We start from the raw sequence: 22,336 nt of genomic DNA on the forward strand, positions 1-22,336 counted from the left end.
ATGTACCAGCCAAAACAGTTCCGCCTCGATGATCCGGACGCCTTGAAACAGGCCATCGATCAGGCACCGTTTGCCACGCTGATCACACATGGCGGTGAAACCGGCCTCGCCGCCGACCATCTGCCGCTGCTGTTCGAATCTGCCGACGGCGGGTCATCGCCGGGTACGCTACGCGGGCATATCGCGCGCGCCAACCCGTTGGCTCCGGGCCGCTTGGATTGCCAGACCCTGGATTGTCAGGCCCTGGCGATCTTCCACGGCCCGCAGGCGTATATCACGCCGAGCTGGTATCCCGCCAAGCGCGAACACGGCAAGGTCGTGCCGACCTGGAACTATCAGGTGGTGCATGCCCACGGCCGGCTGCGCCTGATCGACGACGCGGACTGGCTGAAAAAGCTCGTCACGGAACTGACCAACCGTTTCGAGCGAGACCGGGAAACACCTTGGGCGGTCAATGACGCACCAGCGGATTTCATCGACAAGATGTGCCGTGCCATCATCGGCGTCGAACTGACCATCGAGCGGCTGGAAGGCAAGCGCAAGGCGAGCCAGCACAAGCCGATGGAAGAGCGCGAGTCGATTCTGCGAGGACTGCGCGACGAGTACGGTTACGCTGAGGACGTGGCTCGCTGCCTGGGCGGCACCTCCTGACCAAAGCGGCGTCTTCTGACCAGAGCGGCACCTGCCGACCGGAGCGGCATCGTCTGCCGGGAGTGCCGTCGGTCGGGGCTGGCACTCGGGCATTCGTTCCGGCCACTTTTCCATTCGCTGGCGCTTGCCGGCCAGCTCTGTTTGACTGGATCTTCCTCCGTCATTTCAAGATAGATTCCAAGGATTTGGCCTCATGGTTCAACAGATCACTTACCCCGAGGCGAGAGAACGCCTCTCCTGGTCCGCCGCGGTCGAGGCTTTGAGACAAGGCCATCACGCTGCCCGGCCGGAAATCGGCGATACCTTCCTGGGCCCGGCCGACAAGACGCTGCTCAACCGTTCGAGTTTCATCCCCGGCCTTGGCTACGGCGCCAAGGCAGTCACCGTCTTCGACGGTAACACAGCCCGCGGGCTGGATACCGTACAGGGCGCGATGCTCTACTTCTCGCCCGACGACGGCCAGTTGAAAGCGATCATCGAGAGCCGGCTCGTCACCGAAATCAAGACCGCCAGCGATTCGTTGCTGGGCGCGCTCCTGCTGGCACGGCCGGACAGTCGTCATCTGCTGGTCTGCGGTGCTGGAACGGTCGCGGCGAGCCTGATCGATGCCTACACCACCCTCTTCCCCGATCTGGCGCGTATCAGCATCTGGAACCGCACCCACGACAAAGCCGTGGCGCTGGCCGAGACCTGTGCCAAGCGCGGCCTGAACGTCACCGCCGTGACCGATCTGGAAGCGACCGCCCGCTCGGCGGACATCATCTCCAGCGCCACCATGGCACGCGCGCCGCTGATTCTGGGAGAGTGGATACAGCCCGGCACCCATGTCGACCTCATCGGCGCCTACAAGGCGGACATGCGCGAGGCGGATGACGAATTGCTGCAAACCAGCCGGCTGTTCGTCGATAGCCGGGAGACCACAATTCATCACATCGGCGAGCTGAAGATCCCCATTGCCGAAGGTGCCATTGCCGAAAGCGACGTGATCGCGGATTTCTACGATCTTCTGGCTGGCGGCTCTCGCGATGGCGGTTCTCTTGATGACGGCTCTCTCGGAAAACAACCGGGCCGAACCAGCGACAGCGATATCACGGTGTTCAAGAATGGCGGCGGCGCCCATCTCGATCTGATGATCGCACGCTATATCGCCGAGACCGTTCAGTAACGCAAGACGACACTCGGCGCCGTTCGCGCTGCGGCAGTCGGTCACTGGACGCTCGCGCTCAGCGGCGTAAAATGCGCGACGTTCATCGGGGCATCGGCAGCCCCTTACCTCACCCGGTCCGCCCTTTGCGAGAGCGACAACCAGGAGTCCTGCATGTCAATCAGCGATCAACCGATCGTCGTCGCGGCGTTGTACCAGTTCGTCACGCTCGATGATTTCGAAGCCCTGCGCGAGCCGCTGCTCGACGAAATGAAGCGTCTCGACGTCAAGGGCACTCTGCTGCTCGCTTTCGAGGGCATCAACGGCACCGTTTCCGGCACGCGCGCAAGCATCGATGCCCTGCTCGGGTGGCTCAAGCGCGATACCCGCTTCGCCGCACTCGAGCACAAGGAGTCCTACTGCGAGGAACATCCGTTCTATCGCACCAAGGTCAAGCTCAAGCGCGAGATCGTCACCATGGGCGTGCCGGATATCGATCCCAACCGGCGCGTCGGCACCTACGTCGAGCCGGAGCAGTGGAACGCGTTGATCGACGACCCGGAAGTGCTGGTGATCGACACCCGCAACGACTACGAAGTGGCGATCGGCAGTTTCGAGGGCGCCATCGATCCCAGGACCAAGTCGTTCCGCGAGTTCCCCGATTACGTCAAGCAGCACTACGATCCCGCCCGGCACAAGAAGGTGGCGATGTTCTGTACCGGCGGGATTCGCTGCGAGAAGGCCTCGAGCTTCATGCTCAACGAAGGGTTCGAGGAGGTCTTCCACCTCAAGGGCGGCATCCTGAGCTATCTGGAAAAGGTTCCCGAGGCCGAAACCCGCTGGCGCGGTGACTGCTTCGTGTTCGACAACCGGGTCACCGTTCGTCATGACTTGAGCGAGGGCGCCTACGAGCAGTGCCACGCCTGCCGCATGCCGATCTCGGTCGAAGACCAGGCGTCGGAGCAGTATTCGCCGGGCATCAGTTGCCCCCACTGCTGGGATTCGCTACCGGAGAAGACCCGCGCCAGCGCCCGCGAGCGCCAGAAACAGATCGAACTGGCCCGAGCCCGCAACGAGCCGCATCCGATCGGCCGCAACCCGCGCGAGACCACCACGGAGCATTGATCGGCTCCGCCAACGAAAACGGCCTCTCGGATCGATCGAGAGGCCGTCGTCGTTTATCGACTGGCGTTTACCGATGGGCGTTTATCGATGGGCTTTCGTCGCAGCATTCTATCGACACCTGCCTTTCTATCGACGCCCGGCCTTCTATCGACGCCTGCTGCGTCGCGGGCTCATTGCACGCTACGCAGCAATTCCTCTCTTTCCGCTTCCGGCAGCAGCCCGGAGGCCGTCAGCTTGGTGAAGAACCGCTTCATGCGGCGATCGATCTTCTGGCGCGCGAACCACGGCCAGATATTGGCCAGCGGCATGAAATCGGGGTTGGAAACGCCATCGATCAGCCACAACCGCTGAGTGCCGTCTGCCAGACGCTGACAGACGATATTGCGGTCGTTGATGTCGGACGGCACGATCCAGTTGTCGCGCAGGTAAAGATAAAGCCGCTGCAGCTCGTCGGAGAAGGCCTGGGTCTCGAGCCAGGCCGTCTCGTCTCGCTGACGGTATTGCCGAATGGTGGAAGAGACCTGGCCATCGGCATCGCTGATCAAGTCGAAGACCAGACCCTCGCCCTGGTCCGTCGCCACCGTCCCGTAGTACGCCGGCACATGGCGCCAATCGACCATGCCGCGGCGCAACAGGTTCTCGAAGTAGACCTTCTCGCGCTCGTTCTGCTGGCTACCGCGCTCGGGAAAGCGCGGCACCTTGATACAGCATCCGGGGCGTTCCGGATGCCGGAAGATGGCCCGATCGTTGCCGTGGGCAATTTCGTTGGCAGAAACAAGTCGATACATTGCGGGCCACTCCGAGCCGCCATTGAGACGTCATGCCTCTATAATGATAACTTAATCAAACGCTGTTCTCATTGATCGTTCGCCTCGCGTTCGGCGGCCGGTTCCATCCAGCGTCGCCACAGCGCCAGGATATGCTCGCGGTGATCGGCGAATGCCTCGGCAGATACCAGACTGCCCCGCTTGGCCAGCGCCGCGCGGTGGCTCGCATCGCGATAGGCGAGATACGCCGCCTGCAGTTTCCGCGCATCCTGTTCGGGGAGCTTGCCGCTCTCGGCCAGCGCATCCATCAGCCGCATGTTGTCGGTGACCTCGAGCAGTGCCGGCGTCCGGGCCGACAGCGCCAGCACCGCATACTGGTTCATGAACTCGATATCCACCAGGCCGCCGGCATCCTGCTTGAGATGGAACTGGCCGGCCTCGCGCGCCTCGCCGCCGCTGCCGAGATGCTCGCGCATCTTCAGGCGCATCTTGACGACTTCGCGACGAAGTTCATCGTCATCGCGCTCCCGCGCCAGCACTTCCCGGCGAACGGCCTCGAATCGTTCCTTCAATACGTCGTCGCCCGCCACGGCACGCGCGCGCACCAGCGCCTGGTGCTCCCAGATCCAGGCCTCGTTGCGCTGGTACTCGGCAAAGGCGTCCAGCGACGACACCAGCAACCCGGCGTTCCCCGAGGGGCGCAGGCGCATGTCGACTTCGTAGAGCGTGCCGCTGGGTGTGGTCGCGGTGAGCAGATGAATGACGCGCTGCCCCAACCGGGTGAAGAACACCAGGTTATCGATCGACTTGGCGCCGTCGGTCACGCCCCGAGGCGCGGCATCATAGAGGAATACCAGATCGAGATCGGAGCCGTACCCCAGCTCGATGCCGCCCAGCTTGCCGTAGCCGACGATCAGAAAGGCCGCCTGACCGGCCGAGTCTCTGGCGCTGGGGTGCCCGTATCGGGCCGTCAGCGAGCGCCACGCCATCTGCAGCACGCTATCCAGCACCACCTCGGCGATCGCGGTCAGATAGTCGCTGACCTTCATCAACACGCGCCCGCCGGCAATGTCGGAAGCGGCAACGCGCAACACCTGGGTCTGCTTGAAGACCCGCATCGCTTCCAGCCAGCCCTCCTCGTCGTCTTCGGGAATCCGCGCCAGCGTCTGGCGCAGCTCGTCCGCGAGGCGCTGCTTGTCGGCGGGCGAATAGAGCGTCGCGGGGGTCAGCAGTTCGTCGAGCAGAATGGGGTGGCGCGCCAGCTGTTCGGCGATCCAGGGGCTGGCCGCGCACAGCCGGATCAGCGACGGCAGAACCTGCGGGTTCTCGCGCAGCAGCGAAAGATAGGCGGTGCGTCGCAACACCGCCTCGATCAGCGGCAGCACCCGCTCCAGGGCGGTAGTGGGCGCCTCGTTCTCGGCGGCGGCCTCCAGCAGCATCGGCATGACGGCCTCGAGGCGCTCGTAGCCGATACGCTGCATCGATTGCACGCCGCGGGAGTCGCGAAAGGTCTTGAGGCGTCGCAGCGCCTCGGGCAGCTCGTAACCCGCCGCCGCCATCAACCGCTCGGCTTCGGTATCATCCATCTCCCCCTGCCACAGCTGCCGCCAGGCGGTGTCATCCTGGGGCGAGTCGTCGTCGGATGCCGGCGACTCGTCGTCCGGATCGGCGACCACGGCATCGAAATGGCGTCGAACCCGCTCGCGGCAGGCCGAAAGCGCGTCTTTCAAGGCAGCCCAGTCCGGCAGTCGCATCGCCATCGCCAACCTCGCCTGGTTCTCGGTGTCGTCGGGCAACTGCTGCGTCTGGCGATCCTGCTGTGCCTGCAGCGCGTGCTCCAGATCCCGCAGGAAGACGTAATCTTCGCGCAGCTCGTCGACCACCGGCTGCGGCAGCAGTTCGAGCGTGACCAGGCGCGCCATGGCCTCCCGCAGCGAGGTGACCTGAAGCTCGGTATCCCGGCCGCCGCGGATCAGCTGGAACGCCTGGACCACGAATTCGACCTCGCGGATCCCGCCGCGCCCCAGCTTGATGTTGTCGTCCCGCCCTAGCCGCTTGACCTCGCGGTGAATCATCGCCTTCATCTCGCGCAGCGATTCGATCGCGCCGAAATCCAGATACTTGCGATAGATGAAGGGCCTGAGTTCATCGAGCAGTTCATGCCCGGCATCGAGATCGCCCGCGACCGGGCGCGCCTTGAGCATGGCGTAACGCTCCCACTCGCGCCCCTGATCCTGATAGTAGCTGGTGAAGGTGTTGAAGCTGCCGACCAGCGGCCCGCCGTCGCCCAACGGTCGCAGGCGCATGTCGACCCGGAAGGCGAAGCCGTCGGCGGTGATCTCATCCAGCGCGGCGATCAGCTTTTGCCCCAGTTTGGTGAAGTACTGCTGATGGTCATACTCGCGCTCCCCGCCCCGGGTCGTGCCTTTCTCCGGAAACGCGAAAATCAGATCGATATCCGAGGAGAGGTTGAGTTCGCCGGCGCCGAGCTTGCCCATTCCCAGCACGATCAGACGCTGCGGCGAGCCGTCACGGCGCGGTGCAGGGCTGCCCCACCGGGGCGCGAGATGCGTCTCGAGCCAACCCAGCGCGCCTTCGAGGCAGACCTCGGCGAGTTCCGAAACCTTGGCGGCGGTCTGCCACATCTCGGCACTGTTGAGGTCCCGCCACACGATGCCGAGCATCCGGGCCTGACGAAAACGGCGCAGCGCCCTGTGGAGCGATGCTTCGTCGTCCGCTTCTGCCAGCGCCTGGTGCAGCGCGTCTTCGATCTGCGCCCGATTCGGCGCCGCCTCCAGCTCGCCACTGTCGATCAGGCCGGGAAGCAGCGCCGGTCGCGTCACCAGCGCGTCCAGCGCGAAGTCGGACAGCAGGACCAGCCGGGCAAGCTCGCGCCGACGCACATCGCTCAGGGAGAGCCAGGCGTCGGTGACGGCCGGATCGGCACCGGCGGCATCCAGCCCCGCATCCAGGCGCTGCCTGGCCTCTTGCCAGGCGTTCTCCAGCGCAACGGGAATGTCGGTCTGGGCAAACCAGGACTCGGGTAACGACATGAGGGACTCCAGGCGGGCTATGGCGGATGATGGTGGCTGAAACCAGGCCGGCAAGATATTGGCTGAAACCAGGCCAGGAAAACGCGGGCAGCCAGATCCGACCAGCATAGCGAAGCCCCGTGTCAGGCCCAAGCGATGCAGATCGTGCCCGAGCCTAGGCTTTGTCTGAAAACTGTCTGCGCTCGGCCATACGGCGTTAAAAATCGGCTCAAAGTACTCATTTACACCGCGTAAACTCCGTCTTTTTGCCGATTTTTGCCTTGCCTGACCTTCGCTCGACGACTTTTCAGACAAAACCTAAGTCGCAGATTATCGATGATGTCACACCAAGGTTGTATTACATCGTACGAATAAAACGGCTACAAAGGCACAAGCCAATTCGTCGGGTCCAGCGGGCGTTAGCTCGAACGAGAGAACGCCGCCCGTGGATCCACTCTCGAACTGCACCATCAAGCAAGGGATACGCCATGAAGCTCAAGAAGACACTCCTCGGCATCGCCTGCCTCGCATCGTTGGCGGCCGGCGCCGCCCAGGCCGATTTCCCGAACCGGGATATCCGCGTCATCGTGCCGGCGGCCGCCGGCGGCGGTACCGACGCCATCGTCCGCAAGGTTTCCAATATCGCCGAAGAGTCGCTGCCCGTCTCGATGTATGTCGAGAACGTGGAAGGCGGCATGACGGCAACCGGCCTGCTCCAGTTGATGAAGGCGCGTCCGGATGGGCAGACCGTCGCCGCGATCACCTACGACAGCATCATCACGATCCCGTGGAAGAACATGCTGCCCGGCTTCGACATGGACAAGATGCGCATGATCGCCCGCATCACCAGCGAAGCCGACGCGATTACCGTACCGGAAAGCTCCCCCTACGAGACGCTCGACGATCTGATCGCGGCTGCCAAGGAGGAGCCCAACAGTATTCGCATCGGCATTCAGAACATGGGCGCCAGGACCCACCTGACGCTGCTGCAGCTCCAGGATCTCACCGGCGCCGAGTTCAAGATCGTCTCCTACGACAACAGCGCGGCGTCGCAGAAGGAAGCGCTGCTCAATGGCGAGGTCGACGCCGTGGTGACCAGCCTCGGCGACCTGGCGCCGCTGATCGAGTCAGGGCAGGCACGCGGACTGGTGGAGTTCTCGGACAAGCAGAACCAAGGCTTTCCGGACGTGCCGCCGATCAGCCAGACCGATGCCGGCATCGATCTGCAGATGGGCAGCTTCATCATCCTGGCGGCACCGGCGCGCACCCCGGATGATGCCGTCGACACCTTGGAAAACGCCTATCACGAGGCTTTCGAAAGCGACGAGTTCCAGCAGTGGTTGCCCAAGATCGGCGTCACGCCCAGTTGGCTGGGAAGCGATGACGTCACCGACTGGGTCGAACAGACCCAGGAGTCGCTGTTCAGCACGATGGATCAGCTCGCCGAGCAGGGCGTGCTGGAAAAATAACGTCTTCATCGCGGGGAAATGCGCCTTTCGCTGCCCCGCGATGCACCATCAACCAGGTGTCTTGCATGTCTCCCAAACGTCTCATTGCCGACGGGCGCTTCGTCGTACCCGCCGTGCTGACGATCGTCACCGTCGTCTACCTGATCGAGGCCATACGCATCGGCCCGCCAATGAAAGGGGGCAACATGACGCCCGCCTTCTTTCCCATCGCCATCGCCGTCCTCATGCTGATCGCGCTGACCTGCGCCATGGTCCATGCGCTGCGCGGCAAGCCCAAGACGCCCACCGAAGAGGCGGCCGGCGATGATGATGGCGAAGACGTTGCCCAGCGCAGACGACAGTACGCCGGACTCTCGCTCGGCGCGATCGGCGTCATCGTGCTGACGGCGGGATACCTGCTGGCGTTCGACCTGATCGGCTATTTCGTCGCCACATTCGTCTACGTGCTGCTGCTGAGCGGTGTATTCGGTGGCGGATTCAGGGAGAAATGGCTAAGCAAGCTGATCGCCGCCATTGTCATTACCATCGCCGGCTACCTGCTGTTCGAAGTCGTCTTCCAGGTCCGCCTGCCCACGCTCTGGAGCCAATGACCATGGATTCGATTTCCGGTCTGCTGGGCGGTTTCGCCGCCCTCGCCAACCCCGAAACCCTGCTCTACATGATCGGCGGCTTCCTGATCGGCACCTTCTTCGGCGCGGTGCCGGGCCTGACCTCGGTGCTGGCCATCGCCCTACTGCTGCCGCTCACCTACAGCCTCGACGTGACCACGGCGCTGGTCGCCTGTGCCAGCATCTTCATGGCGGGCATGTGCAGCGGCAGCATCACCGCCACGACCATCAACATTCCCGGCGCACCGTCGTCGATGATGACCGCGCTGGAAGGCTACCCGATGCAGCAGCGCGGCGAAGGCGCGAAGGCGCTCGGCCATGCCGCACTGGGCTCGATGATCGGCGGCTCGCTGGGGGCGCTGCTGCTGATGGTCATGGCGCCGCTGGCGGCCGACGTCGCTCTGCTGATCCGCACGCCGGGCAAGTTCTCGCTGATCGCCTTTGCCCTGATCGTGATCATCATTTCCCAGCGCGGGTCGATCACCAAGGGCATGATTGCCACCCTGTTCGGCGTCATGATCGCCACCATCGGCATCGACGTGGTGCAGCCGCTGGCCCGCTTCACCTTCGGCACCAGCGTGCTGGTCCAGGGCATCGACATGATGCCGCTGATCATCGGCACCTTCGCCATCAGCGAACTGCTGATCCAGGCCGACAGCCGCAGCAGCCGTACCGTCGACCCCAGCATGATCCAGGCGGCCAAGGTGCGCCGTCGCGATTTCATTCCGCCGTTGGCGGAAGTTCGGGAAATCGGCGTGATGCGCTACCTGAAGAGCGCGGTCATCGGCTACTCGGTGGGTATCCTGCCCGGCGCCGGCGGGTCCATGGCGGCTTTCGTCTCCTATGCGGAGTCGATGCGCTCCTCCAAGCATCCCGAGCGCTACGGCAAGGGCAACCCGGAAGGCATCGCGGCCTCGGAGTGCGCCAACAACTCGATGTGCGGCGGCGCCTTCGTGCCGATGCTGACGTTCGGCATCCCCGGCGATCCGACCACCGCGATCGTGCTCGGCGTGCTGGTCATCAACGGTCTGCAGCCCGGCCCGCAGTTCATGACCCAGCAGCTTGATCTGATCGCGCCGATGTTCGCCTCGCTGTTCGTCAGCGCGCTGATCCTGATTCCGCTGACGCTCTACCTGCTTGGCCCCTACTTCCTCAAGATCGTGTCGATTCGCCGCGACGTGCTCTACTCGAGCATCGCCATCGTCGCGCTGGTGGGCAGCTACGTGGCGACCTACTCCACGTTCCAGATGGCGTTGGCGCTGGTGTTCGGCGTGCTGGCCTACTTCCTGCGCAAGCAGAAGTATCCCACCGTCTGCCTGCTGCTGGGTTTCGTGCTCGGCCCGAGCCTGGAGGAGTATTGCCGTCGCGCGCTCTCCATCAATGACGGTAATCCGCTGATCTTCCTCACCAGTCCCGACAGTCTGTTCTTCCTCGCCCTGACCGTGGTGTTCTTCTACTTCATGGTCATCCGCAAACCCAAGGACAACAGCCTGGGTACGCCTCCCGCAAGTTGAGCCACGACCGCCAGGCCCGCCGACAGCCGGCGGGCCCGGTATTAAATAGTAAAAAATTATCAGAAACCTATCTTCATTCAATTTAACAAATCGTAAATCTCTCCGTAGTCTGCCTTTCCAGCCTCCGGTGGCGCTCGGCCGTGCCGGCTCGGCCACTGGATTCATAAGAAGATGAGGATAGAGAGATGTCGAACGAAACCGAAGCGAAGTGTCCGTTTTCCGGCAAGGCCAGTACGACCGTCGCCGGCAGCGGCACCACCAATCAGGACTGGTGGCCGAACCAGTTGCGCGTGGACCTGCTGAACCAGCATTCCGAGCGCTCCAACCCGCTGGGTGAGCAGTTCAACTATCGCGAAGAATTCCAGAAACTCGACTACTCCGAACTGAAGGCCGACCTCAAGGCGGTACTGACCGACTCGCAGGAGTGGTGGCCGGCCGACTGGGGCTCCTATATCGGCCTGTTCATTCGCATGGCCTGGCATAGTGCCGGCACCTATCGCCTCGTCGATGGCCGCGGCGGCGCCGGTCGTGGCCAGCAGCGCTTCGCTCCGCTCAACTCCTGGCCGGACAACGTCAGCCTGGACAAGGCCCGCCGCCTGTTGTGGCCGATCAAGCAGAAGTACGGCCAGAAGATCTCCTGGGCCGACCTCATCGTCCTCGCCGGCAACGTGGCGCTGGAATCCTCCGGCTTCCGCACCTTCGGTTTCGCCGCCGGCCGCGAGGACGTGTGGGAACCGGACATGGACGTCAACTGGGGCGACGAGAAGACCTGGCTGGCGCACCGTGACCCGGAAACCCTGGCCAACAATCCGCTGGCCGCCACCGAGATGGGCCTGATCTACGTCAACCCGGAAGGCCCGAACGCCAGTGGCGACCCGCTCTCGGCGGCCCCGGCCATCCGCGCCACCTTCGGCAACATGGCGATGAACGACGAGGAGATCGTCGCCCTGATCGCCGGCGGCCATACCCTCGGCAAGACCCACGGTGCCGGTCCGGCGGACAAGGTCGGTGCGGACCCCGAAGCCGCATCGCTGGAACAGCAGGGCCTGGGCTGGACCAGCAGCCATGGCAGCGGTGTGGGCGCCGACGCCATTACCTCCGGCCTGGAAGTGGTTTGGAGCCAGACCCCGACCCAGTGGAGCAATTACTTCTTCGAGAACCTGTTCAAGTACGAATGGGTGCAGACCCGCAGCCCGGCCGGCGCCATCCAGTACGAGGCCAAGGACGCACCGGAGATCATCCCCGACCCGTTCGATCCGTCGAAGAAGCGCAAGCCGACCATGCTGGTCACCGACCTCACGCTGCGCTTCGATCCCGAGTTCGAGAAGATCTCGCGTCGCTTCCTCAACGATCCGCAGGCCTTCGCCGACGCTTTCGCCCGCGCCTGGTTCAAGCTGACTCACCGCGACATGGGTCCGAAGGCTCGCTACTTCGGCCCGGAAGTGCCGCAGGAAGACCTGATCTGGCAAGACCCGCTGCCGGCTCCGATCCACGCGCCAAGCGCGGCGGACGTCGCCGAGTTGAAAGCGCAGATCGCCGATTCCGGCCTGTCGGTCTCCGAACTCGTCTCCACCGCATGGGCCTCGGCCTCCACCTTCCGTGGTGGTGACAAGCGCGGTGGCGCCAACGGCGCACGCCTGGCCCTGGCACCGCAGAAGGATTGGGAAGTCAACCGAATCGCGGTCTCGGTCCTGCCCAAGCTTCGGGAAATCCAGGTGACGTCCGGCAAGGCTTCGCTGGCCGACGTGATCGTGCTGGCCGGCAATGTCGGCGTCGAGCAGGCCGCCAAGGCGGCGGGCGTGGAGATCGAAGTGCCGTTCGCACCGGGCCGCGTCGATGCCGCTCAGGAACAGACCGACGTCGACTCCTTCGCGGCGATGGAGCCGATCGCCGATGGTTTCCGCAACTACAAGCGGGGCAAGTTCAGCATCCCCACCGAGACGCTGCTGATCGACAAGGCGCAGCAACTCACCCTGACCGCGCCGGAACTCACCGTGCTGATCGGCGGCCTGCGCGTGTTGGGCGCCAACCACGATGGCGCAAGCCATGGCGTGTTCACCGACAAGGTCGGCGTGCTCAGCAACGACTTCTTCGTCAACCTGCTGGACATGGGCATCGTATGGACAGCGGTGGACGGCGAGGCCGAACTGTTCGAGGGCAAGGATCGCAAGAGCGGCGAGTTGAAGTACACCGCCACCCGCAACGATCTGGTGTTCGGTTCACACTCGGTACTGCGCGCGCTGGCCGAGGTCTACGCCAGCAGCGATGCCAAGGAGAAGTTCGTCAAGGACTTCGTTGCCGCCTGGACCAAGGTGATGAACCTGGACCGCTTCGACCTGGCATAGGTCGATCCGTATCGGCAAAACGCCCAAGAAACGGCGGCCCTAGGGCCGCCGTTTTCTTGTGCCCGCTTCGCTCAGAAACTCGCCTTGAGCGTGGTGCCGGCAACCCAGGCATTGTCGACGGAATCCACCGCCGATGGATTGACCACGTACTGCAGGTTGGGTCGTAGCGTCAGGTAGTTGGTGAGGTTGAAGCTGTAATAGATTTCGGCATCGTACTCGTGACCCTGGCGCGGCAACGGCGAGAGGGTATTGCCGGGCATGGCGTTGTAGTAGTCGATGTAATCGTTGACGTCGTCGTTGACGTGCAGATAAGCCAGCCCGATGCCGGCGTCGTCCTGCGGGCGGGCGTCGAAGGGGCCGGCGTAGGTCGCGCCGATCGAGACATAGCGGTCGATGCCGGCGGTATCTCCATGGTTGGCGTTGCCCATGCTGAACAGCGTCAGGCCTCGGTCCGAATTGCCGTCGCGGGTGGTCACCTGCTGCTGAACCACGTAGTAGAGGCCGGCGTTGGTGGTGCTGCTGGCGGGCCGATCGCCGTAGGCGCGACTGTCGACGTCGTTGTAGTAATAACCCACCTTGTAGGCGCCCGGCAGGCCGTTCAACGTCGGCGTGAAGCCCAGCTCGACCGGATAGAGCGTGCCATCGCTGCCACTGGTGCGCAGATCGAAGCCGTTGTCGTTTTCCAGGTTGCTGTCGTTGACGTCGAAGGCGCCGAACTGGAGATACCACTCTGGCGTGAAGTCGGCACGCACCACCGCGGCCCATTGCGCGATCGGCCAGTTATAGATGTTGTTGCCCCGGTTGCCGGGCTGCCCGCTACCGAACGCCAGGTTCTGGAAGTTGCTATCGATGGTGGCGAAATCGTCCCCCACCGGAACACGCCCGAGCTTGATCGCCAAGGCATCGTTGAGGAAGCGCTGGCGGTACCAGAACTGGGTCAATCGCGTGACCGGGCCGCGCCCCTGGACCTCCTGCACCGAAGAACCGCCGACGGTCGCATCGGGATCGCTCATGCGGTCGTTGACGCTATGCCCGTTACGGTTGGTCACCGTGACCTGGAACTCGGCGTCGGGAATCCCCACGAGACGGTCGAGATCGAAATTGGCACCGACCGCGAACTGATCCGCGTACTTCGTCACGTGGCTGTCGCGGTAGCCGCCATCGAGAATGGTCGCCGCTTCACCCACGTAGTCGAAGTTGAAAGAGACTCCGGCTTCTTCCAGCGCCGTGCGCTCGCCACCCCAGTCACCAAACATGTAGGGGGAATCCGGTGAAAACGCGGAATAGGCCTGAGCCGAACCCGCCAGAAACAAGCTACCCATAAGCATCAATGGCAATCCACCGACACGGCGAGAAATTGAAGGTGACATGGCGTTCTCCAACTTAGTTAGTAGAATAAACTTTAAGAATAATCCGCAAATCCTCTCCATGGAAAGCACCGGAAAACATCCAAAAGTTGTAAAGTCGACTAAAGAATGAGGTGTCGTTTTTGGTGGGATCGATGTCATTGCCGACATCCCGCAGCGGCTTCAGACTGTGACGACGCTTTCCGGATGCCGCTAGATGACGCACACCATCGACCTTTTCGCCTACACCGACTGCCAATTGCTGGATGTCAGTGGCCCCTGGCAGGTTTTCGCCAGCGCCAACGACGAAGCTGCGGCACCGCTTTATCGACTGCGCCTGCTGGCCGCAACCGCAGGCCCGATACGCACCAATAGTGGCATGTCCCTGATAGCCACCCATGCCCTGGCCGAGACCACGCCGGGCGATACCCTGCTGATTGCCGGCGGCCATGGCGTCCATGCGCTGGGCGACACCATCGTCCAGGCGTTGGGTGAACGCGCGCGCTCGACGCCCCGAGTCGGCTCGGTCTGCACCGGCGCCTTTGCCCTGGCCCGGGCCGGTCTGCTCGAAGGCAGACGCGCCACCACTCACTGGCGCCAGGCGCAGCGGCTCGCCGCTGAATTCCCCGGAATACGAGTCAGCGCCGAGGCGCTCTATCTGGAGAGTGGCGGCATCCATACCAGCGCAGGCGTCACGGCCGGCATCGACCTGGCGCTCGCGCTGGTGGCCCGTGACCATGGCGATGCGCTGGCCGGCCGCGTCGCCCGCGAACTGGTGATGTTTCTGCATCGCCCCGGCGACCAGGCACAGTTCAGCGAAGGCCTGCGTTGCCAGCTCGCCAGCCAGGGACGCCTGCGTCGGCTGATCGACGAGGTACTGACGAATCCATTGCAGGCATGGGACAGCGAGACCCTCGCCGCCCGAATGGCAGTGACACCCCGCCACTTCCAGCGCCTCTTCCGCCAGCAGTTGCAGATGACGCCGGGGGAGTTCCTCACCCGCCTGCGGCTCGAATCGGCGCGTCGATCGCTGGCGGAGAGCGATGCCTCGCTGTCGCGCATTGCCGAACATTGCCGGTTGGGCAGCAGCGAACAACTCAGACGCCTGTTCCAGCGCCACTATGGCCTTGCACCCAGTGTCTACCGTGCGCGTTTCGGTCATCGACAACCGGAGGTCTCATGACATCACCAGTATCGGCTCGCCTGCCGGTTGCCGTGTGGGGGCTGGCACTGTGCCAGGCGCTACTGGTCAGCGGCAATGTGCTGCTGATCGCCTCGTCGCCATTGATCGGAGCGGCACTCTCCCCCTCCGCCGACTGGAGCACGCTGCCGGTGGCCGCACAGCTGTTGGGATTGACCGCGGCAACCCTGCCGGCCGGCTGGCTCACCGCGCGCCTTGGTCGCAAACGCACCTTTCTGATCGGCAACCTGGTCGGGCTGGCAGGCATCGTTGGCTGCCTGTTGGCGTTGATCGACGAACACTTCTGGCTATTCAACCTCGGCACCTTCGCCATCGGTATGAGCATCGGCGTCGGCATGCTCTACCGCTTCGCCGCGGTGGGCGCCGCCGACATTCGCCAGCGTGACAGCGCCATCAGCCTGGTAATGGCCGGCGGTATCGTCGCCGCCCTACTCGGCCCGTGGATGGCCCGGCGATTACAAAATATCTTCGAGGTTCCCTTCCTGGGCAGTTTCTTCGGCCTGGCGGGCCTTTATCTCGCAGCCCTGATAATCCTACAGGCCCTTGTGCTGCCCGACCCCAACGATCGAGACGCGCCCCGTCCCGCCCGTTCCCTGCACTTGCTGCTGCGGCAACCGCAATCGCTGGCGGCGATAGCCAGTGCCGCGCTGGGCTATGCCGTCATGAATCTGGCGATGACCGCCACCCCGCTGGCGATGTCGCAGGCCGGCCACGCCTTCGGCGAGGTCGCCAGCGTGATCCAATGGCACATGCTGGCGATGTTCGCGCCCTCCTTTTTCACCGGACGCCTGACCCGGCGTTTCGGTCACGCCAACATGATCGCGGCGGGCGCCGTGTGCCTGCTCGGCAGCGCCCTGTGTGCCTGGCTGACGCCCCAGCTCTGGGCCTTCGGCGCCGGTCTGCTGCTGCTGGGCCTGGGCTGGAACTTCACCTTCCTGCCGGCCAGCGCCTGGCTGACGACCACCTATCGTCCCGCGGAGGCGCCGCGGGTCCAGGCGGTCAACGACTGCATCGTGTTCTCGCTGACCTGCCTGTCGGCCCTGCTGGCCGGCCCGTTGAATGCCTGGTTGGGCTGGCAGGCGCTGAATCTGGTATTGATTCCGGCCATCGCTGTACTGCTGGCGATCGCGGTGGCGATGCGCCGACGCCCCGGGGGCACACTGACCGCCCAGCAGTAACGAGGCACGGCACCTCCGTCAAGCGAGCGGCGAACGCTCGACGCTGGCGGCCCCGGAATCCGGCCCGGCAGTGCCAGCGGTGGTCATGAACGCCTCGGCCGTCTCGCGCGAGGTGCGAGTCGCCAGGCTGACCGCCACGAACAGCACCACCGCGATCGGCAACGCCCAGATGCCGGGGGGCAGGCCGAGCGGCTTGGTACCGGTGGCGTAGAGATAGATCACCGCCAGCCCGCCGATCACGATACTGGCAAGCGCTCCGGCTGCCGTACCGCGCTTCCAGTAGAAGGCGCCGATGATTGCCGGCACGATCACCACCAGGCCGGTCGATGCCGCCACCGACAACACCGCGATCAGGTTGAGCTGCAGTTCGGCGAAGACGAACGCCAGGATCGCGATGACCGGCAGTACCCACTTGCCGACCTTGAGCTGGCGGGATTCGCTGGCCTGGGCCGCGACGTTGGCGTAGACGTCACGCGACAGCATCGAGGAGAGCGTCAGCATGATCGAATCGATGGTCGACACCGCCGCCGCCAGAATGCCCACCATCACGATCACGCCCAGCACCGGCGGCACGTGCTCGGAGGCCAGCAGGGTCGGCGTCGCCAGATCCGACTTGGCCAGATCGGGGAAGGCAACCAGCGCCGAGAAGCCCCACAGGACCGAGACCAGAGTGTAGATGAAGCCGAACACCAGGAAACCGATCAGCATCTGGCGCATCGACCGGAGCGACGCCGGCATGAACAGCCGCTGGCTCACCTGAGGGTTGGAGAGACTGAAGAAGAACCACGGAATCGTCAGCCCCAGAAACGTCGTGAAGCTGAACAGCCCCGGCCCGGGTACGGTGAGAGAGGCTGGATGCTGCGTGGCGAGCGTGTCGAACAGCACCGAGAAGCCGCCAAGCGAGTGCACCACCAGCAGCGCGACCAGCGTCGAGGCCACGATCATGAACAGCGCCTGCAGCGAGTCCGTCCACATCACCGAACGAATCCCGGCAATATAGGAGAACAGGATCGCCAGGATCGTCGCCACCACCACGCCGGTGGTGAACGAGATCGACCCGCCGCTCATCCCCGCCAGCAGATAGCCGACGCCGGCCAGCTGCACCGCCGCGTAGGGAATCAGGAACAGGCAGCTCGCCGCCGCGGTCGCCACGGCGACCTTCTTGTCACCGTAGCGGTGACCCAGCATTTCGCTGGGGGTGACGTAACCGAAGCGCTTGCCCACTGCCCAGAACTTGGGGCCAAAGATCGCCACCAGAGACACGCCGGCGAAATAGACGATCTCGAAGCCGAACGCCCCGACGCCGCCGGCGTAGGTCAGCCCCGCCAGCCCCACCATCATGAAGGCGCTGTAGGTCGTCGCGCTGTAGCTCAGCGCGGAAACGAAGCCCTTCATCTGCCGGTTGCCGAGGAAGTAGCCGGACATGTCGACGCCGGCCCCGTTGGTCGTCCTGCCGCGTGAGAGAAAGGCAACGCCCAGGCCCACGATCAAGTAGACGATGACCGCGCTCCAGATCAGTCCGATCGTCATGGTCGCTTCTCCCTGCCAGCGGAAAATTCGTCTCCCCGAGACACCGTGTCGCGTGGTGCTTCATCCCGGAAGGAGCGCGTGATCATGATGTTGGCAACGATGACCAGCACACCGACGATGCACCAGAACAGAAAACTGCCGTACCAGGCCTGGACCTGGCCGAGCAGGCCGTACGGCACGACGTAACATGAAAGGACCAGTATCCAGACGCCCCATATCCAGCGCCGAGCGCTCATTGGCGATTCCCCATGCTATGTTTGAATGATCGTTATTCGAGTTCTGCCTCAGGTTCCCGAGTCTCTGCAGTCGACATCCCCGAGGCTGCGGCGGGACCATGATAACGCGATAGTCTCGGGGGACGATGAAACCGCAATGGAATTTTCGATGACCGCAACGCAACTTTCTTCGAACGTATCGAACACCTCAATCGTCTGGCAGATGGATCCCATGGCGCTCGACACGCGCCTGCGCGACTTCCTGCAGGAGGACATCGGCCACGTGGACCTGACTGCCACCCTGATGGTCGATGAAGCCATGACAGGCCGGTTCGAGATGCGCGCGAGAGAGCCGATGACCATCGCCGGGCTCGCTGTCGCGGCACGCGTCTTCTCGCTCTACGACGCCGGTATCGATATCGAACGCCTGTCGGCAGACGGCCAGACGGTGCCTGAGGGTGCCGTGCTGATGCGACTGCAGGGCCCGGCCCGCAGCCTGCTGACCGTGGAGCGTACGGCGCTGAACCTGATCCAGCATCTGTCCGGCATCGCCACGCTCACCGCCCGGTACGTCGAGCGGATTGCCGGGACCGGCGCGCAACTGGTCGATACCCGCAAGACCACCCCCGGCCTGCGCGCGCTGGAAAAACACGCCGTGGCCTGCGGCGGCGGCCGCAACCACCGTCTCGGCCTGGACAGCGGCGTGATGCTGAAAGACAACCACATCGCGGTCTGCGGTGGCATTGCCGAAGCCGTGGCACGGGCCAGATCCCGGGTGCCGGTGCTGACGCGCATCGAGGTGGAGTGCGACCGGCTGGATCAGGTGGAAGAAGCTCTGGCGGCCGGCGCGGACGTGATCATGCTCGACAACATGCCGGTCGAGACGATGCGCCGGGCGGTCGAGCTGGTGGACGGCCGCGTGCCGCTGGAAGCCTCCGGCGGCGTGCGCCTGGAGACGATTCGCGATATCGCCGAAACCGGCGTCGATTTCATCTCGGTCGGTCGTATCACCCAGTCGGCACCGGCAGTCGACATCGGTCTCGATGACGTGGATGCCCCGTCTATGCAGGCGAGTTGACTCGATGTCCTCCACCGACATCAACAATGCCGCCACGGTCGAGGCGTTCGAAACACTGATGACCGGGCTGCTGGATCAGGACTTCGACCTGCGCAAGCCACCCGTGGTCACCTTCTGGTGCGGGGCGGGATTCTCCAAGGCGTGGGACCCGCGCTCGCCCACGGACGGCGAGCTGTTCGCCATCGATCTCGACGACATCCGTGACTTCCCCAACCTCCAGCACGTGATGCACGTCATCGGCTGGGAGGACTACCGCCACCTGGACTTCGAGCGCTTCAAGAACCTGCGCTACGTCCTCGACATGCAGGTGCGCTATCCCGATATCCGCAATCGCTACTTCGACGATCAGAACCTGCGGCTGAGCATCCATGAACTGCGCACGCTGGTCATGCGCCGCTTCAGCGCCGCCTGCGATATCCACAACGTCGACGACGACACGCTACGCTTCACCTCGCCCTACGACAGCGAAGGCCAACGCGCGATCATGCAGTTCTTCGCCTCGCTGGAGGACCGCGCCGGCCGGGCCGGCCTCGACGAGAACTGGCCGCTCTACCACTTCCTGACCACCAACTACGACTTCACCATCGAGACCATTCTCGAGCATGTCTATCGCCAGCAGGCACCGGTATTCGGAAGGCTCTATCGCGGCATCACCCCGCAGCGCATCTGCGGCGGCTCGATCTGGGAGCACCTGCCGCGAACCGTCGACCGCAACGTGATCAAGATCAACGGCGGGTTCGAGATCCTGCCCACGGCACAGGGGTTCGACTTCGAATACCGACGCCGCAGCGATGCGGAGATTCGTCAGGAGCCGCCCCTGCTGATCCTGCCCTCTCAGGTTCAGGATTACGACGAGCCCTACTTCCATCAGGTGTTTCCCAAGGCGGTGCGCCTGCTGCGGGAAACCGACGTGCTGGTGATCGTCGGCTACAGCATGCCGCAGGAGGACTCGCTGGTGCGCTTCATCCTGCGCCAGCTGGCCGAGAGCCCCAACGACGCCAAAGGCAAGCACGTGTTCGTCATCGACACCAAGAACCACACCACCATCAAGTCACGTCTCGAAGAGATGTTTTTCTACCTTCCGCGCACCGGCTGGCCACGCGAGCACTACTACAGCGGGCGCTTCGAGGATTTCTGCAAGCAGCTGGCCCGGCACTGACATCATCGGCTGTCATGCCCGGTCGACGATCGCTTATCCTAGGGTCTGTTGACGTTTCAGCGCGAACCGCGTTGCTGAGCCAAATGGCGCCAGGCCAGGCGCGGGATGCAGAGAAGGGTGGTTTCCTTTTCCAATCCCGCAACGCCGCATGGCGCCATTTGCCGCGCAACCCGAAGGGCCGGGCCAGTTTTTGCACGGTGCTGCGTTATTCGTCGTTCATTTGGAACGACCAAACTACGCTCCTCACGCCTTGCCCCGCACAAAAACTGGCTCCGGCGCGGCCGTGCATGAAACGTCAACAGACCCTAGAGACCACAACGCCCCCCGCCCGTTATGGACGACGCGGCATTCCCGCATAACAACGGATGCAACATGCAACATCTCGATCTACAGGTTCTCGATACCGCCCTCGAATGGGCCAATGCCGGCGAGACGATCTGGCTCTGCAGCGTGCTGGCGACGTTCGGCTCCTCGCCGCGCGAGCCCGGTTCGATGCTGGTCGCCAGGGCCGACGGCGCCCATGTCGGTTCGCTCTCCGGCGGCTGCATCGAGGAAGACTTCCTCGGCAAGATCGCCAAAGGGCATTTCGGCGATGCGCTGTCGGTGGTTCGCTACGGTGAAGGAGCCGATGAATCTCCCCAGGTTTCGCTACCCTGCGGCGGCATTCTGGACGTGCTGGTGGAGCGCTTGGCGCCGGATGCCGCCACCCTGACGCATCTTGAAGTGCTGCACGCCACGCTGCTGGGCCAACGTTCGCTGGTGCGCCGGATCGATCTGGAAAGCGGCCGCAAACGCTTCGTCGAGGCGGGAGAAAACGGCCCGCGGGTCGAACGCGACGGCCAGATCATCCAGCTTCGCGTCGGCCCGGCACTTCGCCTGATCATCGCTGGCATCTCGCCGGTATCGCACTTCTGCGCCGAATTCGCCCGCGCGCTGGGATTCGAAGTGATCGTCTGCGATCCCAGAGAGGAAGCCAGACGCGATTTCCGGATCGAAGGCGTCGAGGTACAGGCGGTGCTGCCGTCGCTGTTCATCGGCTCCGGCGCCACTCACGCCGCCACCGCCATCGTCGCCCTGACCCACGATCCCCGCATCGATGACCTGGCGATGATCGAAGCCGTGCGCACACCGGCGTTCTACATCGGCGTGATGGGATCGAAGCGCACCTCCGAGAAGCGCGCCGAGCGCCTGAAGCGCTCCGGCGGCCTGGATGACGAGGCCATCGCGCGGATTCACATGCCGATCGGGCTCAATCTCGACAGCAAGACCCCTGCCGAGATCGCCCTCGCCGTGGTCGCCGACATCCTGCGCGTGCGTCGCGGCAAGCCACGCCATGAGCTGTGAATTTCGGGGCAAGGAGCGGTCGCCCGAAATTGTCGCGCTGATCATGGCCGCCGGTGTGTCTCGACGGTTCGGCAGCGACAAGCGCCGGGCCAGGCTAAATGACGGGCGAACCCTGCTGGAGACGACGCTGGCAACCGCCTCGCAGGTCTATCCGCGATGCTGGTTGGTCACCCGCCCGGAGGATGACTTGGGCGAAGCCCTGGTGGCCTACAACGATCTCCTCCGCATGGCGGCCCCGCATGCGGGCAACGGGCTGGGAGGCAGCCTCGGCGACGCATTTCGAGAGTTGATCTCACAGCAGGACAACGCTGTCGCCGCCGCCGTGATTCTGGCCGACATGCCGTGGTTGAACGCCGCCACCTGTTCACGACTCAACCGGCACGCCGGCCCGGCACGCATCGTCATGCCGCGCCACCAAGGAAAACGTGGCCATCCGGTGCTGTTCGGGCGTGATCTGTGGCCGGCGCTGGCCGAACTGAAGGAAGGGGAAGGCGCCAGGGGCGTCGTGCAGGCGAATCGCCAAGCCGTTCATGTCATCGATGTCGACGATGCCGGCATCTGGCGGGACGTCGATACCCCAAGGGATCTTGAAGCACCGGTTTGAGCTGAACCGGAAGGCGTCGATTGGTA

At 63.9% G+C, this 22,336-nt stretch carries 18 protein-coding genes; 13 read left to right on the plus strand and 5 right to left on the minus strand.

Translation table 11 applies throughout. The annotated features are described in order from the left end of the window. The 3 genes from ACWHY3_RS14025 to trhO all read left to right on the plus strand — a co-directional run bounded on the left by ACWHY3_RS14025 (position 1) and on the right by trhO (position 2,920). A complete protein-coding gene (locus ACWHY3_RS14025; RefSeq protein ID WP_448126796.1) occupies positions 1-651 on the plus strand; it encodes an FMN-binding negative transcriptional regulator in 651 nt (216 codons plus the stop codon). Positions 652-844: 193 nt separating this feature from the next. After that, entirely contained in the window at positions 845-1,816 is a 972-nt protein-coding gene (locus ACWHY3_RS14030; RefSeq protein ID WP_448126797.1) for an ornithine cyclodeaminase family protein, read from the plus strand. Between the two features lie 153 nt (positions 1,817-1,969). Further along, positions 1,970-2,920: an oxygen-dependent tRNA uridine(34) hydroxylase TrhO gene (trhO, locus tag ACWHY3_RS14035; RefSeq protein WP_218776959.1), complete on the plus strand. Its 951-nt coding sequence runs from the start codon at positions 1,970-1,972 to the stop codon at positions 2,918-2,920. A gap of 170 nt (positions 2,921-3,090) precedes the next feature. On the opposite strand, the gene ACWHY3_RS14040 is transcribed toward trhO, so the two are convergent. Together ACWHY3_RS14040 and glnE are read right to left on the minus strand one after the other, a co-directional pair. Continuing rightward, positions 3,091-3,708, minus strand: a complete 618-nt coding sequence (locus tag ACWHY3_RS14040; RefSeq protein ID WP_071229814.1) for a YrbL family protein — start codon at positions 3,706-3,708, stop codon at positions 3,091-3,093. A gap of 68 nt (positions 3,709-3,776) precedes the next feature. After that, positions 3,777-6,740, minus strand: a complete 2,964-nt coding sequence (glnE, locus tag ACWHY3_RS14045) for a bifunctional [glutamate--ammonia ligase]-adenylyl-L-tyrosine phosphorylase/[glutamate--ammonia-ligase] adenylyltransferase (RefSeq protein WP_448126798.1) — start codon at positions 6,738-6,740, stop codon at positions 3,777-3,779. Between the two features lie 467 nt (positions 6,741-7,207). On the opposite strand from glnE, the gene ACWHY3_RS14050 reads away from it, so the two are divergent. The 4 genes from ACWHY3_RS14050 (at position 7,208) to katG (ending at position 12,655) form a co-directional block, all read left to right on the plus strand. Further along, positions 7,208-8,188, plus strand: a complete 981-nt coding sequence (locus ACWHY3_RS14050; RefSeq protein ID WP_448126799.1) for a Bug family tripartite tricarboxylate transporter substrate binding protein — start codon at positions 7,208-7,210, stop codon at positions 8,186-8,188. 65 nt (positions 8,189-8,253) lie between these two features. Beyond that, positions 8,254-8,778, plus strand: coding sequence for a tripartite tricarboxylate transporter TctB family protein (locus tag ACWHY3_RS14055; RefSeq protein WP_448126800.1), 525 nt, complete (start codon positions 8,254-8,256; stop codon positions 8,776-8,778). 2 nt (positions 8,779-8,780) lie between these two features. Beyond that, entirely contained in the window at positions 8,781-10,310 is a 1,530-nt protein-coding gene (locus ACWHY3_RS14060; RefSeq protein WP_448126801.1) for a tripartite tricarboxylate transporter permease, read from the plus strand. Positions 10,311-10,495: 185 nt separating this feature from the next. Next, on the plus strand, positions 10,496-12,655 hold the full coding sequence (gene katG / locus ACWHY3_RS14065) for a catalase/peroxidase HPI (protein ID WP_303856347.1): 2,160 nt from the start codon (positions 10,496-10,498) through the stop codon (positions 12,653-12,655). A gap of 71 nt (positions 12,656-12,726) precedes the next feature. On the opposite strand, the gene ACWHY3_RS14070 is transcribed toward katG, so the two are convergent. After that, the gene (locus tag ACWHY3_RS14070; RefSeq protein WP_448126802.1) at positions 12,727-14,025 is read right to left on the minus strand and encodes a carbohydrate porin; all 1,299 of its coding nucleotides are present in this window, start codon (positions 14,023-14,025) and stop codon (positions 12,727-12,729) included. A 193-nt stretch (positions 14,026-14,218) separates the two neighbouring features. Between ACWHY3_RS14070 and ACWHY3_RS14075 the strand changes: the two genes are divergently transcribed. Beyond that, positions 14,219-15,184 (plus strand): GlxA family transcriptional regulator, encoded by a 966-nt coding sequence (locus ACWHY3_RS14075; protein WP_087718404.1) that lies wholly within the window; start codon positions 14,219-14,221, stop codon positions 15,182-15,184. Then, complete coding sequence (locus tag ACWHY3_RS14080; RefSeq protein WP_256961111.1) at positions 15,181-16,380, plus strand: MFS transporter; 1,200 nt, start codon at positions 15,181-15,183, stop codon at positions 16,378-16,380. The genes ACWHY3_RS14075 and ACWHY3_RS14080 overlap by 4 nt, the downstream gene beginning before the upstream one ends. 18 nt (positions 16,381-16,398) lie before the next feature. On the opposite strand, the gene ACWHY3_RS14085 is transcribed toward ACWHY3_RS14080, so the two are convergent. Both ACWHY3_RS14085 and ACWHY3_RS14090 read right to left on the minus strand, forming a co-directional pair. Then, entirely contained in the window at positions 16,399-17,910 is a 1,512-nt protein-coding gene (locus tag ACWHY3_RS14085) for a sodium:solute symporter family protein (RefSeq protein WP_448126803.1), read from the minus strand. Further along, positions 17,907-18,146, minus strand: coding sequence for a hypothetical protein (locus ACWHY3_RS14090; protein ID WP_448126804.1), 240 nt, complete (start codon positions 18,144-18,146; stop codon positions 17,907-17,909). Before ACWHY3_RS14090 ends, ACWHY3_RS14085 begins: the two co-directional genes overlap by 4 nt. 148 nt (positions 18,147-18,294) lie before the next feature. On the opposite strand from ACWHY3_RS14090, the gene nadC reads away from it, so the two are divergent. From nadC to ACWHY3_RS14110, 4 genes are all read left to right on the plus strand, one after another. Beyond that, positions 18,295-19,203 (plus strand): carboxylating nicotinate-nucleotide diphosphorylase, encoded by a 909-nt coding sequence (gene nadC / locus ACWHY3_RS14095; protein WP_448126805.1) that lies wholly within the window; start codon positions 18,295-18,297, stop codon positions 19,201-19,203. Positions 19,204-19,207: 4 nt separating this feature from the next. Further along, a complete protein-coding gene (locus ACWHY3_RS14100) occupies positions 19,208-20,362 on the plus strand; it encodes an SIR2 family protein (protein WP_448126806.1) in 1,155 nt (384 codons plus the stop codon). 372 nt (positions 20,363-20,734) lie between these two features. Further along, positions 20,735-21,706 carry an XdhC family protein gene (locus tag ACWHY3_RS14105; RefSeq protein ID WP_448126807.1) on the plus strand — a complete coding sequence of 324 codons (972 nt, stop codon included), beginning with the start codon at positions 20,735-20,737 and terminating at the stop codon, positions 21,704-21,706. Further along, entirely contained in the window at positions 21,696-22,310 is a 615-nt protein-coding gene (locus tag ACWHY3_RS14110; RefSeq protein WP_448126808.1) for a nucleotidyltransferase family protein, read from the plus strand. Before ACWHY3_RS14105 ends, ACWHY3_RS14110 begins: the two co-directional genes overlap by 11 nt. The last annotated feature ends 26 nt before the right edge of the window (positions 22,311-22,336 follow it).

The organism is Salinicola sp. NYA28a (genome assembly GCF_976982775.1).

Excerpts from the sequence above, each read along its gene's own strand:
- ACWHY3_RS14100 (WP_448126806.1), top strand. The coding sequence starts at position 19,208 with ATGTCCTCCACCGACATCAACAATGCCGCCACGGTCGAGGCGTTCGAA.
- nadC (WP_448126805.1), top strand. The coding sequence starts at position 18,295 with ATGACCGCAACGCAACTTTCTTCGAACGTATCGAACACCTCAATCGTC.
- ACWHY3_RS14050 (WP_448126799.1), top strand. The coding sequence starts at position 7,208 with ATGAAGCTCAAGAAGACACTCCTCGGCATCGCCTGCCTCGCATCGTTG.
- glnE (WP_448126798.1), bottom strand. The coding sequence starts at position 6,740 with ATGTCGTTACCCGAGTCCTGGTTTGCCCAGACCGACATTCCCGTTGCG.
- ACWHY3_RS14025 (WP_448126796.1), top strand. The coding sequence starts at position 1 with ATGTACCAGCCAAAACAGTTCCGCCTCGATGATCCGGACGCCTTGAAA.
- trhO (WP_218776959.1), top strand. The coding sequence starts at position 1,970 with ATGTCAATCAGCGATCAACCGATCGTCGTCGCGGCGTTGTACCAGTTC.
- ACWHY3_RS14085 (WP_448126803.1), bottom strand. The coding sequence starts at position 17,910 with ATGACGATCGGACTGATCTGGAGCGCGGTCATCGTCTACTTGATCGTG.
- ACWHY3_RS14070 (WP_448126802.1), bottom strand. The coding sequence starts at position 14,025 with ATGTCACCTTCAATTTCTCGCCGTGTCGGTGGATTGCCATTGATGCTT.
- katG (WP_303856347.1), top strand. The coding sequence starts at position 10,496 with ATGTCGAACGAAACCGAAGCGAAGTGTCCGTTTTCCGGCAAGGCCAGT.
- ACWHY3_RS14075 (WP_087718404.1), top strand. The coding sequence starts at position 14,219 with ATGACGCACACCATCGACCTTTTCGCCTACACCGACTGCCAATTGCTG.
- ACWHY3_RS14110 (WP_448126808.1), top strand. The coding sequence starts at position 21,696 with ATGAGCTGTGAATTTCGGGGCAAGGAGCGGTCGCCCGAAATTGTCGCG.
- ACWHY3_RS14040 (WP_071229814.1), bottom strand. The coding sequence starts at position 3,708 with ATGTATCGACTTGTTTCTGCCAACGAAATTGCCCACGGCAACGATCGG.
- ACWHY3_RS14090 (WP_448126804.1), bottom strand. The coding sequence starts at position 18,146 with ATGAGCGCTCGGCGCTGGATATGGGGCGTCTGGATACTGGTCCTTTCA.
- ACWHY3_RS14060 (WP_448126801.1), top strand. The coding sequence starts at position 8,781 with ATGGATTCGATTTCCGGTCTGCTGGGCGGTTTCGCCGCCCTCGCCAAC.
- ACWHY3_RS14105 (WP_448126807.1), top strand. The coding sequence starts at position 20,735 with ATGCAACATCTCGATCTACAGGTTCTCGATACCGCCCTCGAATGGGCC.
- ACWHY3_RS14030 (WP_448126797.1), top strand. The coding sequence starts at position 845 with ATGGTTCAACAGATCACTTACCCCGAGGCGAGAGAACGCCTCTCCTGG.
- ACWHY3_RS14055 (WP_448126800.1), top strand. The coding sequence starts at position 8,254 with ATGTCTCCCAAACGTCTCATTGCCGACGGGCGCTTCGTCGTACCCGCC.
- ACWHY3_RS14080 (WP_256961111.1), top strand. The coding sequence starts at position 15,181 with ATGACATCACCAGTATCGGCTCGCCTGCCGGTTGCCGTGTGGGGGCTG.